Here is an 11,614-nt window from a genome sequence, read left to right on the forward strand (position 1 = left end):
TTTTTGGCGATTGTGTCTACCCCGTCCCGTCCCGATCCGGCTGGCTGCGGCAGCGGGCTGACCCGCTGCCACTTTGTTACGGCTGCATCACGGCGCCGGGTTTGGCTGATCCTGGTGCACCGCTTCGATGGCTGCCAGTAGCTCATCGCTCAAGTTCAGGTCGGCGCTGGCGAGGTTGCTTTCCAGTTGTTCAAGGCTGGTCGCACCGATGATGTTGCTGGTCACGAACGGCTGGCGGGTGACGAACGCCAGGGCCATCTGGGCCGGGTCCAGGCCATGCTCGCGGGCTATCTGCACGTAACGGCTGCAGGCGGCGACGGTCTGCGGGTTGGAGTAGCGGGCAAAGCGGTTGAACAGCGTCAACCGCGCGCCTTCAGGTCTGGCGCCGTTTTCATACTTGCCGGCAAGCATGCCGAATGCCAGCGGCGAGTAGGCCAGCAGCCCGCATTGCTCGCGTATCGCCACTTCGGCCAGGCCGATCTCGAAGCTGCGGTTGAGCAGGTTGTAGGGGTTCTGGATCGATACCGCCCGCGGCCAGCCGCGGCTCTCGGCCAGTTGCAGGAACTTCATCGTGCCCCATGGCGTTTCATTGGACAGGCCAATGTGACGGATCTTGCCGGCACGAACCTGCTCGTCGAGCACTTCGAGGGTTTCTTCCAGTGGTGTGAAGTGGTCCTGCGGCAGGTGCTGGTAGCCAAGCTTGCCGAAGAAGTTGGTGCTGCGCTCTGGCCAATGCAGCTGATACAGGTCGATGTGGTCGGTCTGCAGGCGCTCAAGGCTTGCATCCAGCGCGGCAATGATGTGTTGGCGGTTGTGCTTGAGCTGGCCGTCGCGGATGTGGCTGATGCCGTTGCCCGGGCCGGCAACCTTGCTCGCCAGAGTCCACTGGTCGCGATCGCCGTTGGCCTTGAACCAGTTACCGATGATTCGTTCGGTGGCGGCGTAGGTCTCCGGGCGCGGCGGCACCGGGTACATTTCGGCGGTATCGATGAAGTTGATCCCGCCGGCCTTGGCCCGGGCGATCTGGGCAAAAGCCTGGTCCTGATCGTTCTGCTCGCCCCAGGTCATGGTGCCCAGACACAGGGCGCTGACGTTGAGGTCGGTACGGCCGAGCTTGCGGTATTCCATCTGGAAGCTTCTCTCTGGCGAAAAAGACCATAAAAGCAGGTTGAATTTTTTTCTGCAATCTGGATAATCCTGCCCCTCTCCGTTTTGCGGAAGTGATGCACTGCATTACGAGAGAAACCCGCCGGATATTGGACGTGCCCGACCCGAGCCCCCAATAGCGTCCGTATTCGGCTGCGTGCTTGCTTGTCAAGTTGCGCACTATCCAGTAAGATTCGCCGTCTATTTTTTATTGCTTGGGCGGCCTCTGAGGCTTTAGAGATAATGAAAACTTTTACTGCTAAACCAGAAACAGTAACGCGCGACTGGTTCGTCGTCGACGCCGCTGGTCAGACCCTGGGTCGTCTGGCTACCGAAATCGCTCGTCGTCTGCGCGGCAAGCACAAAGCTGAATACACCCCTCACGTTGACACCGGCGACTACATCGTCGTCATCAACGCCGAGCAGGTACGTGTCACTGGTGCTAAAACTACTGACAAAATGTACTACTCCCACTCCGGCTTCCCAGGTGGCATCAAGCAAATCAGCTTCGACAAGCTGATCGCTAAAGCCCCTGAGCGTATCATCGAGACCGCGGTCAAGGGCATGCTGCCTAAGAACCCGCTGGGTCGCGACATGTATCGCAAGCTGAAAGTGTACGCGGGTGCTGCTCACCCACACACTGCTCAGCAGCCTCAAGAACTGAAGATCTAAGGGGATAGTTCATTATGTCGGCGACTCAAAATTACGGCACTGGCCGTCGCAAGACCGCAACCGCTCGCGTTTTCCTGCGTCCAGGTACCGGTAACATCTCCATCAACAACCGTCCTCTGGACACTTTCTTCGGTCGTGAGACCGCTCGTATGGTTGTTCGTCAACCGCTCGAGCTGACCGAGAACGTTGCCAAGTTCGACATCTACGTCACCGTTTCCGGTGGTGGTGTCAGCGGTCAAGCCGGTGCGATCCGTCATGGTATCACCCGCGCTCTGATGGCCTACGACGAAGCCCTGCGCCCTGCTCTGCGTCGCGCTGGCTACGTAACCCGCGATGCTCGTGAAGTCGAGCGTAAGAAAGTGGGTCTGCGTAAAGCACGTAAGCGTCCTCAGTACTCCAAGCGTTAATTTCGCTTCGGCAGTCGAAAAAAGCCCGGTTCCTTGGAACCGGGCTTTTTTTTTGCCTTGAACTAACCTGTCAGCATGTCCGTGGCGAGTCGCCTTATAGACGCAGATCAAGCAAAGCGTGGGTTGTAGCCCGGCCGGGGCTAATCACCTTGTCAGTGTGTGGATTTGTTTCTTACCATGGCGACCAAAATTTAGTGCCACAGACATTCACAAAATACAGGCCTGGTTCAACAGGCCAGAGCAGCTGATGGGAGAGGACTGAATGAGTAATGACGGCGTCAACGCAGGCCGGCGCCGCTTCCTCGTAGCCGCCACGTCCGTGGTGGGTGCAGCGGGGGCTGTGGGGGCTGCGGTACCGTTCGTGGGGTCATGGTTTCCCAGTGCCAAGGCGAAAGCCGCCGGTGCACCGGTGAAGGTCAATATTGCCAAGATTGAACCCGGCCAGCAGATGGTTGCTGAGTGGCGCGGGCAGCCAGTATTCATCGTGCGACGCACAGAAGAGATCCTCGGCAATCTCAAGAAAATCGTCGGCGAACTCGCTGATCCAGAATCGCAGGCCTCGGTGCAGCCGACTTACGTCGACCCAGAGGTGCGCTCGATCAAGCCGGAAATCCTCCTGCTGGTTGGCCTGTGCACCCACCTGGGCTGCTCGCCGACCTTCCGTCCTGAAGTGGCGCCGGTCGATCTTGGGCCCAAGTGGGTAGGTGGCTATTTCTGCCCCTGCCACGGCTCTCACTACGACCTCGCTGGCCGCGTCTACAAGTCCCAGCCGGCACCTCTCAACCTGCCAGTGCCTCCGCACTCATACGAGACGGACGACATCATCGTCATCGGCGTCGATCAGGAGAACGCATGATGAGCAAGTTCATGGACTGGATCGATGCGCGCTTCCCCGCGACCAAGATGTGGGAAGAGCATCTGAGCAAATACTACGCGCCGAAGAACTTCAACTTCCTGTACTTCTTTGGCTCGCTGGCGTTGCTGGTGCTGGTCAACCAGATTGTTACCGGCGTCTGGCTGACCATGAGTTTCACCCCTTCGGCCGAGGAGGCGTTCGCCTCGGTCGAGTACATCATGCGCGATGTCGAGTACGGCTGGATCCTGCGCTACCTGCACTCCACCGGCGCCTCGGCGTTCTTCATCGTGGTCTACCTGCACATGTTCCGCGGGCTGCTCTACGGCTCTTATCAGAAGCCGCGTGAGCTGGTCTGGCTGTTCGGTATGCTGATCTATCTGGCGCTGATGGCTGAAGCGTTCATGGGCTATCTGCTGCCTTGGGGCCAGATGTCGTATTGGGGGGCGCAGGTAATCATCTCGCTGTTCGGCGCCATCCCGGTGATCGGCGATGACCTGACCCAGTGGATTCGCGGCGACTACCTGATCTCGGGGATCACCCTGAACCGCTTCTTTGCCTTGCATGTGGTGGCCTTGCCGATCGTCATTCTCGGCCTGGTGGTGCTGCATATCCTGGCGCTGCACGAAGTCGGCTCGAACAACCCTGACGGCGTCGACATCAAGAAGCACAAGGACGAAAACGGCATTCCCCTCGACGGTATCCCGTTCCACCCGTACTACACCGTCAAGGATATCGTCGGCGTAGTGGTGTTCCTCTTCGTGTTCTGTTCGGTGGTGTTCTTCTTCCCGGAAATGGGCGGCTACTTCCTCGAAAAACCAAACTTCGAGCAAGCCAACGCCTTCAAGACACCCGAGCACATTGCTCCTGTGTGGTACTTCACACCGTTCTACGCGATCCTGCGCGCGGTGCCCGACAAGCTGTTCGGCGTGATCGCCATGGGCGCCGCCATTGCCGTGTTGTTCGTGTTGCCCTGGCTTGACCGCAGCCCGGTACGTTCCATGCGCTACAAGGGCTGGCTGAGCAAGATCTGGCTGCTGGTGTTCTGCGTCAGCTTCGTGATTCTCGGTGTGTTGGGTGTGTTGGCACCTACGCCGGGGCGGACCCTGCTGTCGCAGGTCTGTACCGTGCTGTATTTCGCCTACTTCCTGCTGATGCCGTTCTACACAAGGCTGGAGAAGACCAAAGCGGTTCCGGAAAGGGTGACTGGCTGATGAAAAAGCTTATTGCAGTACTGTTCCTGGCAGTGATGCCTGCCTTGTCCTTTGCCGCGGAACACGGCCTGGAGCTGGACAAGGTCGATATCGACCTGAGTGACAAAGCCGCCATGCAGGACGGTGCGCGGACCTTTGCCAACTATTGCATGGGCTGCCATAGCGCCAAGTTTCAGCGCTATGAGCGGGTCGCTGATGACCTGGGTATCCCCCATGAGCTGATGCTGGAAAACCTGGTGTTCACCGGTGCCAAGATCGGCGACCACATGCAGATCGGCATGCAGCCGGCTGACGCCAAGACCTGGTTCGGCGCTGCACCGCCAGACCTGACCCTGGTTGCGCGGGTGCGTGGTACCGATTGGCTGTACTCGTACCTGCGTAGCTTCTATGAGGACAACTCGCGGCCATACGGGGTCAACAACAAGGTCTTCCCCAACGTCGGCATGCCTAACGTGCTGGTTGGCCTGCAGGGTAATCAGGTGATTGGCTGCAAGCAGGTGCAGAGCGTTGTCGACGGCAAGAAGCAATATGACCCGTTGACGGGCAGCCCATTGACCCATGAAGCATGTGATCAGCTGACCATCGAGCCGAAATCCGGTACCCTGACGCCCGAGCAGTTCGACGAGAAGGTCAAGAACCTGGTGACCTTCCTGGCCTATTCGGCCAACCCGGTCAAACTGGAGAGCCAGCGCATCGGTACCTATGTGTTGCTGTACCTGGCTTTCTTCTTCGTGTTCGCCTATTTGCTCAAGCGCGAATACTGGAAGGACGTGCACTGATCACGCAGTAGTTTCTGGTTAGTTGAACGCGCCCTGAGGCGCCCCGTGCAACTGCATTGGGCCCCTCAGGGCGCGTTTGCATTTGTGTTTTACAAGCATCCCCACGAGGAGGCGCTGCATGGGCGTAACCAACAGGTTAGCCTGCTATTCCGATCCCGCTGATCATTACTCGCACCGGGTCCGCCTGGTGCTCGCCGAAAAGGGCGTCAGCGTGCAGATCATCGACGTCGATCCTGGGCGTGTGCCACCCAAGCTGGTTGAAGTGAACCCTTACGCCAGTGTGCCAACCCTGGTTGATCGCGATCTGGCGCTGTACGAGTCGACCGTAGTCATGGAATACCTCGATGAGCGCTATCCGCACCCGCCACTGCTGCCGGTGTATCCGGTCGCACGCGGCAACAGCCGCCTGCTGGTGCACCGCATCCAGCGCGACTGGTGCTCGCTGGCCGACGTGCTGCTCGACAAGCGCAGCACCGAGGCTGCGCAGGCAAAGGCGCGCAAGGAACTGCGCGAGAGCCTGACCGGGGTTGCGCCATTGTTTGCCGAGATGGCCTGCTTCATGAGTGATGAGCAAAGCCTGGTCGATTGTTGTCTACTGCCCATACTCTGGCGTTTGCCGGTAATGGGTATCGAACTGCCGCGGCAAGCCAAGCCGCTGCTTGATTATATGGAGCGACAGTTCGCCCGCGAGCCATTCCAGGCGAGCCTGTCTGCTGCTGAACGTGAAATGCGCAAGCTTTAAGGAGCCGTTGATGAACTCCAGTCGCCCCTATCTGGTTAGAGCACTGTACGAGTGGATCGTCGACAACGATTGCACGCCCCATATGCTGGTCAATGCCGAGTTTCCGGCCGTCCAGGTGCCCCAGGGCTTCGCCAGTGATGGTCAGATTGTCCTGAACGTGTCGCCCAGTGCGGTGCGCAACCTGCACATGGATAACGACGCAGTGAGCTTTGAAGGCCGCTTCGGCGGCGTCGCGCATTCGTTGTTCGTGCCCACCGGCGCGATCCTGGGCATCTACGCCCGCGAGAACGGTCAGGGCATGGTGTTCGAGCTTGAGCCTTCGCTGCTGGATGATGAAGAGCTTGAGGATGAAGTTGACGAGCCGGATAACGACGGCCCGCCCGAAGGTGGTGGCCAGCCGCCGCGTCCAAGCGGACGACCGAGTCTGAAGGTGGTCAAGTAACGAAAAAGGCGATCCGAGAGGATCGCCTTTTTTGTAAGCGTTAGATCAGCAATTACAGGTCGGTAATGGTACGAACCTGATCCTTGTTGATGCGCGTGCGCTTGCCGTCCAGCTGTTCGAATTCATAGAAGCCAGAAGCGCGATCGAAGTGGGGCTGGTCCAATGCCTGCAGTTCACGGCCATCATTGAGGGTGATGATGCTCGGGCTGGAGCAGCCAGCCAGGGATGCACAGGCGCCGATCAGCAGCGCGGGCAGCAGAAACTTGGTCATGGAGTATTTCCTGGATCGGGTGAGGAGGGCGGGAGGACGCAGCCCTCCCGCCGGGTGCGACTTAGTCGATGTATTCGAACAGTTTGACGATTTTCTGCACGCCGGAAACGCTTTGCACCACGCTGGTCGCGGCGTTGGCTTCGCCCTGGGTAACCAGGCCGAGCAGGTAGACGATACCGTTTTCGGTGATGACCTTGATGCGCGAGCCAGGCACATTGGCGTCGCCAAGCATCTGCGCCTTGATCTTGGTGGTCAGCCAGGCGTCGTTGTTGCGCGCCAGAATCGAAGACGGCTGCATCACCTGGATTTCGTTATGCACCTTCTTGACCCGTTGCACCTGGCCGGCGGTCTGCTCGGCGAGGCTCTTGAGGTCGGCACGCGGGGTTTGCCCGGCCAGCAGGACAACGCCGTTATAGCTGCTGACAACGATGTGCGAGCCTTTGTCCAGGTCAGGGTTGGCCTTGGCGATGTTGACCGAGACCTTGGTTTCGATCAGTGAATCGTCAATCTTGCTGCCGATGGTGCGGGTGCCGCGATCGTCCTCGATAGGATTGTCGCGGGTAGAGGTCAATACCGAACTGCAGCCGGAGAGGCTCAGGCACAGAGTCAGGGCCATCAGGCCAAAACGCTTGGGGATCATTCTTCACTCCCGAACAGTTGGCTGTCGATCAGATCACACAGGCAGTGGATCGCCAGCAGGTGGACTTCCTGGATGCGCGCAGTCACGTTCGACGGTACGCGAATCTCGACATCTTCGGGCAGCAGCAGCGAGGCCATGCCACCGCCGTCGCGCCCAGTCATTGCTACGACAATCATTTCACGATCATGTGCTGCCTGGATCGCTTGAATCACGTTAGCCGAGTTACCGCTGGTAGAGATCGCCAGCAGCACGTCGCCGGGCTGGCCGAGGGCGCGGATCTGCTTGGAGAATACTTCGTTGTAGCTGTAATCGTTGGCAATCGAGGTGATCGTCGAGCTGTCGGTGGTCAGCGCGATCGCCGGCAAGCTCGGGCGCTCACGCTCGAAACGGTTGAGCAACTCGGACGAGAAATGCTGAGCATCGCCGGCTGAGCCGCCGTTGCCGCAGGCGAGCATCTTGCCCTCATTGAGCATGGCATTGACCATGACCAGGCTGGCCTGCTCGATATGCGGCGCCAACATGTCCATTGCCTGTTGCTTGGTGTCGATGCTGGCCTGAAACAGCCGGCGAATTCGGGATTGCATGTCCATCTGGTGTGACCTTAAGAGGGGCGGTGGCCCGTGCGACGCGCAACAGGGACCAGCCCGCGAAACATAGAGCAAAAAATTCGCAGTGGGTTCAGCATTGGAAGGCGTTTTTCAGCCATTGCAGCGGTTGCCCTGCATGGCCGCTGCCTTGTAGAGCGATGACATCGAAGCGGCAGGGGTGATTGGCCCAGCGGAACTCCTTGTGCAGAAACATGCTGGCGGCCAGCGCCAGGCGTTTCTGCTTGCGCCCATCGATACTGCCGAGGGCGCCACCGAAGTCTGCGTGCAGCCGATAGCGGACTTCGACGAATACTACTGTATCGGCGTCGAGCATGACCAGATCAAGCTCGCCTCCCTTGCATCGCCAATTGCGCGCCAGCAACTGCAGACCTTGCCCCAGAAGATACTCCAGGGCGTAGTCCTCAGCATCCTGGCCGGCGCGACCAGGCGATGCCGCCTGCATCAGCGCGGCGTGTCCGGCAGGCGTTTGACCTGGCCGCCGGCGAACTCTGCCCATGGCAGTTGACGCTCGATGCGCTGGCTCGGGTTCATGCTCAAGCTGCCGGACAGGCCCTGTACGCGGTTGTCAGGCAGTGCTTTCAGTTGGCCCAGACGCGGTGCCAGGCTATACGCATCAACGCCCATCGCATAAAGTCGACCAAGGCTGCCAGCGGCTTGCGGCCACTGCTGCACGACTTGTTGGCGCAGGCTGTTGCTGCTGTCGAGCAGCCACGGCGTTTCGCAGAAGCGGATGCCGGTCATGTCGTTGTACTGGTTGACGTCACCGCTGGCGCTGTACAGGTTGGAGGTGGCGTAGACCGGCACATCCCCTGCGTACTGGAAGTTCAGCGTCGGCTTGATCTGTTGCGCCTGCTGCGGCGTGGCAGCGAGGAAGATGAAGTCGATGTCCTGACGGCGTGACGGCTGTGCGGCAATGTTGCCACCGACCGTGCTTTGCAGGCTCTTGGCACGGCCTTCACTCTGGCGCAGCTGGAACAGCTCGGCGATTTGCTGAGCGAGGGCGACCGGCTGGGCGATGCGCTCGGCAGCCAGCAGGGTGCCGCCGTTGCTTTCCCAGTCCTTGCGGAAGGCGGACAGCACGCGGTCGCCCCATTCGCCGCTCGGCACCAGTGCAACAGCGCGGACCAGGCCGTCGGCGCGTGCACGGCGCGACACTTCACGGGCTTCGTCTTCTGCCGCAAGGCCAAACTGGAACAGCTGCGGCGGTGCGCTCTGGCCGGCTTCGGCGTAGTTCAGGGCCAGGGTCGGCAGCGGTAACTGTGGGTAGGCGGCGAGCTTTTTCACCAGCGGTTTTTCCAGCGGGCCGACTACCAGTTGCACGCCATCGGCCTGAGCCTGGCGGTAGAAATCGTCCAGCGAGCTGATCCGCGAGCTGTCATAGACCTGGATCGCAGGTGCCTGCTGGCCTGTCTGCTGGGCCTGGAAATGTGCGGCCATGAAACCGTCACGCAGGGCGCGGGCGACGCCGGCCAGCGAGCCTTCCTGAGGCAGCAGCAGGGCGATCTTGGTCAGGGGCTGGCTGGCCAGTTCCTTGAGCTTGGTCAGCGCGGTCGGCAGTTGCTTGGCGGCGGGGTGCTCTGGATGCTGGTTGCGCCAGGCGTCGATCGCAGCCTGTTGCTGCTCCAGCGTGCCGGCGCTTTTTACCGCCAGGGCCAGGCTGGTCCAGCCGGCCAGGGTGTCGTTGCCAGTCGATTGCAGCTGCTCGGCAGGCAAGGCAGCGACCAGTGCCCAGATCGTGTCGTTGTTGGCGCTGGCAGCCTGGCCACTGAGCAAAGGCGCCAGTTGCACCCGCTGCTGCGCTGCGGCCAAGGTCTGGCCATCGGCTTCGAGGGCGGCGGCATGCACGCTGTAGGTGCGCACTTGCAGCTCAGCCGGCATCTCGCCCAGACGCTGCAGGCTAGGGTGGGCGAGGGCGGTCAGGGCAGCTTTGGGCTGGTTGCGGCTCATGGCCAGCTCAGCGCTCAAGGTGCTGGCGAACACCTGCTGTGCAGGCTTGAGCGGGTCCAGTGGCACCTGCTCGAGAATCCGCGCTGCGCGTGGATAGTCCTTTTGCTTGTAGGCCAGGTCGGCAGCGCTCAGGCGCAGCAGGGCTGCGTCCTCGGGCGACTTGCTGGTGGCTGCCTGGTCGAGCAGTTGCTCGATACTGGCGTCCGGGGTGCGCGGGAGTTCGCCCAGGCTGGATGAGGGCGAGCTTGCGCAAGCTGCCAGCAAGGCAGCTAGGCAGAGGGCTGTGAGCAGCCGCAGACAAGCGATCATGTAAAAGTCCTGTTACTCGATCTGGTTGGCCGACGATTGTACCCAACCACTGGCCGGGGCGCGATGTCGCTGATGTGCAACCTTCACTATAGGTCGCTCGAAGCGGGCCGCCGGTGAAGATGTTTGCGCCCTGTTACCGGTGCTCGGGCTACAATGGCGCCTTTGATCCGAAAGACAGGTGCGCGCAGTGACAGATGTAGCAGGGGCTTCGAAATCCACCACAGGCACGCTGTACGTGGTGGCCACGCCGATCGGCAACCTCGATGACATGAGTGCCCGCGCGCTCAAGGTGCTGGCGGATGTAGCCTTGATCGCTGCCGAAGACACCCGCCATTCAATTCGCCTGATGCAGCACTTCGGTATCAACACGCCGCTGGCTGCCTGCCATGAGCACAATGAACGCGACGAGGGCGGGCGTTTTCTGACTCGCTTGCTGGCGGGGGACGATATTGCGCTGGTCTCTGACGCTGGCACGCCGCTGATTTCCGACCCGGGTTATCACCTGGTGCGCCAGGCTCGCGCTGCCGGCGTGAAAGTGGTGCCGGTGCCCGGCGCCTGCGCGCTGATTGCTGCGTTGTCGGCCGCTGGCCTGCCGTCTGACCGGTTTATCTTCGAAGGCTTTCTGCCTGCCAAGACTGCTGGGCGGCGTGCCCGCCTGGAACAGGTCAAGGAAGAGCCGCGCACGCTGATCTTCTATGAGGCCCCACACCGCATTCTGGAATGCCTCGATGACATGCAGGCGGTGTTCGGTGCGGACCGCCCGGCGCTGCTTGGGCGTGAGCTGACCAAGGCGTTCGAAACACTCAAGGGCCTGCCGCTGGGCGAGTTGCACGCGTTTGTTGCCGCCGACAGTAATCAGCAGCGCGGCGAATGCGTGGTGTTGGTGGGTGGCTGGAGTGCGCCCGAAGACGAGCAGGAGATCAGCACCGAGGCGCAGCGCGTTCTGGACTTGCTGCTGGCGGAATTGCCGCTCAAGCGCGCAGCGGCGCTGGCTGCGGAAATTACCGGGGTGCGCAAGAACCTGCTGTACCAGGCGGCCCTGGAAAAGCAGAAAGCCGATTGAGCATTAGCGACATCCTGTTGCTCTAAAGCTTGTTCTTGAGCGCGCCTGACGTTACCCTTGTCGGCGGAGAGTCGATTGGACAGTCGCTGCCTTCTTTTGTTCCGCAAAAGAGGGGGGAGGAAAGTCCGGGCTCCATAGGGCAGAGTGCCAGGTAACCCCTGGGAGGCGTGAGCCTACGGAAAGTGCCACAGAAAATAACCGCCTAAGCACTTCGGTGCCGGTAAGGGTGAAAAGGTGCGGTAAGAGCGCACCGCGCGACTGGCAACAGTTCGTGGCTAGGTAAACCCCACTCGGAGCAAGACCAAATAGGGTTCCATTAGGCGTGGCCCGCGTCGGAACCGGGTAGGTTGCTAGAGGCGTCCAGTGATGGCCGTCGTAGAGGAATGACTGTCCTCGACAAAACCCGGCTTATAGATCGACTCTCCACCTCTCCCTCCCTGCTGTAATCGACAGCAGAAGCACCTTGGTAATATCGAAAAAATCTTACTCTTAATAAATCACTTTAACTTTGGTCGCTATCT

Annotated in this window: 14 protein-coding genes and 1 other RNA gene; 9 read left to right on the forward strand and 6 right to left on the reverse strand. The window is 60.4% G+C overall.

Annotated features, from left to right (window positions below):
* Nucleotides 1-87: 87 nt before the first annotated feature.
* Nucleotides 88-1,128, reverse strand: coding sequence for an NADP(H)-dependent aldo-keto reductase (locus FW789_RS18180; protein WP_103438486.1), 1,041 nt, complete (start codon nucleotides 1,126-1,128; stop codon nucleotides 88-90).
* Between the two features lie 261 nt (nucleotides 1,129-1,389).
* Between FW789_RS18180 and rplM the strand changes: the two genes are divergently transcribed.
* The 7 genes from rplM (at nucleotide 1,390) to FW789_RS18215 (ending at nucleotide 6,255) form a co-directional block, all read left to right on the forward strand.
* Nucleotides 1,390-1,818 (forward strand): 50S ribosomal protein L13, encoded by a 429-nt coding sequence (gene rplM / locus FW789_RS18185; RefSeq protein ID WP_103438485.1) that lies wholly within the window; start codon nucleotides 1,390-1,392, stop codon nucleotides 1,816-1,818.
* 14 nt (nucleotides 1,819-1,832) lie between these two features.
* The gene (gene rpsI, locus FW789_RS18190; RefSeq protein ID WP_101322010.1) at nucleotides 1,833-2,225 is read left to right on the forward strand and encodes a 30S ribosomal protein S9; all 393 of its coding nucleotides are present in this window, start codon (nucleotides 1,833-1,835) and stop codon (nucleotides 2,223-2,225) included.
* A gap of 262 nt (nucleotides 2,226-2,487) precedes the next feature.
* On the forward strand, nucleotides 2,488-3,081 hold the full coding sequence (gene petA, locus FW789_RS18195) for a ubiquinol-cytochrome c reductase iron-sulfur subunit (RefSeq protein ID WP_101322009.1): 594 nt from the start codon (nucleotides 2,488-2,490) through the stop codon (nucleotides 3,079-3,081).
* Entirely contained in the window at nucleotides 3,081-4,292 is a 1,212-nt protein-coding gene (locus FW789_RS18200; protein WP_101322008.1) for a cytochrome b, read from the forward strand. The genes petA and FW789_RS18200 overlap by 1 nt, the downstream gene beginning before the upstream one ends.
* Nucleotides 4,292-5,071, forward strand: coding sequence for a cytochrome c1 (locus tag FW789_RS18205; protein ID WP_446431831.1), 780 nt, complete (start codon nucleotides 4,292-4,294; stop codon nucleotides 5,069-5,071). The genes FW789_RS18200 and FW789_RS18205 overlap by 1 nt, the downstream gene beginning before the upstream one ends.
* Before the next feature lie 118 nt (nucleotides 5,072-5,189).
* Nucleotides 5,190-5,813, forward strand: a complete 624-nt coding sequence (locus FW789_RS18210) for a glutathione S-transferase N-terminal domain-containing protein (protein ID WP_101322006.1) — start codon at nucleotides 5,190-5,192, stop codon at nucleotides 5,811-5,813.
* Nucleotides 5,814-5,823: 10 nt separating this feature from the next.
* Nucleotides 5,824-6,255, forward strand: a complete 432-nt coding sequence (locus FW789_RS18215; protein WP_181107751.1) for a ClpXP protease specificity-enhancing factor — start codon at nucleotides 5,824-5,826, stop codon at nucleotides 6,253-6,255.
* Between the two features lie 52 nt (nucleotides 6,256-6,307).
* Here FW789_RS18215 and FW789_RS18220 read toward each other — a convergent pair whose 3' ends face one another.
* The 5 genes from FW789_RS18220 to FW789_RS18240 form a co-directional block, all read right to left on the reverse strand.
* A complete protein-coding gene (locus tag FW789_RS18220) occupies nucleotides 6,308-6,526 on the reverse strand; it encodes a YgdI/YgdR family lipoprotein (RefSeq protein WP_101322004.1) in 219 nt (72 codons plus the stop codon).
* A gap of 61 nt (nucleotides 6,527-6,587) precedes the next feature.
* On the reverse strand, nucleotides 6,588-7,166 hold the full coding sequence (locus FW789_RS18225; RefSeq protein ID WP_101322003.1) for a BON domain-containing protein: 579 nt from the start codon (nucleotides 7,164-7,166) through the stop codon (nucleotides 6,588-6,590).
* Nucleotides 7,163-7,756, reverse strand: a complete 594-nt coding sequence (locus FW789_RS18230; protein ID WP_101322002.1) for a phosphoheptose isomerase — start codon at nucleotides 7,754-7,756, stop codon at nucleotides 7,163-7,165. The genes FW789_RS18225 and FW789_RS18230 overlap by 4 nt, the downstream gene beginning before the upstream one ends.
* Nucleotides 7,757-7,844: 88 nt before the next feature.
* Complete coding sequence (locus FW789_RS18235) at nucleotides 7,845-8,216, reverse strand: YraN family protein (RefSeq protein ID WP_103438482.1); 372 nt, start codon at nucleotides 8,214-8,216, stop codon at nucleotides 7,845-7,847.
* Nucleotides 8,216-10,030, reverse strand: coding sequence for a penicillin-binding protein activator (locus FW789_RS18240; protein ID WP_446431832.1), 1,815 nt, complete (start codon nucleotides 10,028-10,030; stop codon nucleotides 8,216-8,218). The genes FW789_RS18235 and FW789_RS18240 overlap by 1 nt, the downstream gene beginning before the upstream one ends.
* Nucleotides 10,031-10,217: 187 nt before the next feature.
* Between FW789_RS18240 and rsmI the strand changes: the two genes are divergently transcribed.
* Nucleotides 10,218-11,093 (forward strand): 16S rRNA (cytidine(1402)-2'-O)-methyltransferase, encoded by an 876-nt coding sequence (gene rsmI / locus FW789_RS18245; protein ID WP_446431833.1) that lies wholly within the window; start codon nucleotides 10,218-10,220, stop codon nucleotides 11,091-11,093.
* 67 nt (nucleotides 11,094-11,160) lie between these two features.
* Nucleotides 11,161-11,520, forward strand: an RNA gene (rnpB, locus tag FW789_RS18250) — RNase P RNA component class A.
* The last annotated feature ends 94 nt before the right edge of the window (nucleotides 11,521-11,614 follow it).

It is taken from the genome of Pseudomonas sp. 1121_17, from assembly GCF_052850745.1.

Bases quoted from the DNA above. Each gene is read 5' to 3' on its own strand.
- FW789_RS18180 (WP_103438486.1), bottom strand. From the start codon at position 1,128: ATGGAATACCGCAAGCTCGGCCGTACCGACCTCAACGTCAGCGCCCTG.
- rplM (WP_103438485.1), top strand. From the start codon at position 1,390: ATGAAAACTTTTACTGCTAAACCAGAAACAGTAACGCGCGACTGGTTC.
- rpsI (WP_101322010.1), top strand. From the start codon at position 1,833: ATGTCGGCGACTCAAAATTACGGCACTGGCCGTCGCAAGACCGCAACC.
- petA (WP_101322009.1), top strand. From the start codon at position 2,488: ATGAGTAATGACGGCGTCAACGCAGGCCGGCGCCGCTTCCTCGTAGCC.
- FW789_RS18200 (WP_101322008.1), top strand. From the start codon at position 3,081: ATGAGCAAGTTCATGGACTGGATCGATGCGCGCTTCCCCGCGACCAAG.
- FW789_RS18205 (WP_446431831.1), top strand. From the start codon at position 4,292: ATGAAAAAGCTTATTGCAGTACTGTTCCTGGCAGTGATGCCTGCCTTG.
- FW789_RS18210 (WP_101322006.1), top strand. From the start codon at position 5,190: ATGGGCGTAACCAACAGGTTAGCCTGCTATTCCGATCCCGCTGATCAT.
- FW789_RS18215 (WP_181107751.1), top strand. From the start codon at position 5,824: ATGAACTCCAGTCGCCCCTATCTGGTTAGAGCACTGTACGAGTGGATC.
- FW789_RS18220 (WP_101322004.1), bottom strand. From the start codon at position 6,526: ATGACCAAGTTTCTGCTGCCCGCGCTGCTGATCGGCGCCTGTGCATCC.
- FW789_RS18225 (WP_101322003.1), bottom strand. From the start codon at position 7,166: ATGATCCCCAAGCGTTTTGGCCTGATGGCCCTGACTCTGTGCCTGAGC.
- FW789_RS18230 (WP_101322002.1), bottom strand. From the start codon at position 7,756: ATGGACATGCAATCCCGAATTCGCCGGCTGTTTCAGGCCAGCATCGAC.
- FW789_RS18235 (WP_103438482.1), bottom strand. From the start codon at position 8,216: ATGCAGGCGGCATCGCCTGGTCGCGCCGGCCAGGATGCTGAGGACTAC.
- FW789_RS18240 (WP_446431832.1), bottom strand. From the start codon at position 10,030: ATGATCGCTTGTCTGCGGCTGCTCACAGCCCTCTGCCTAGCTGCCTTG.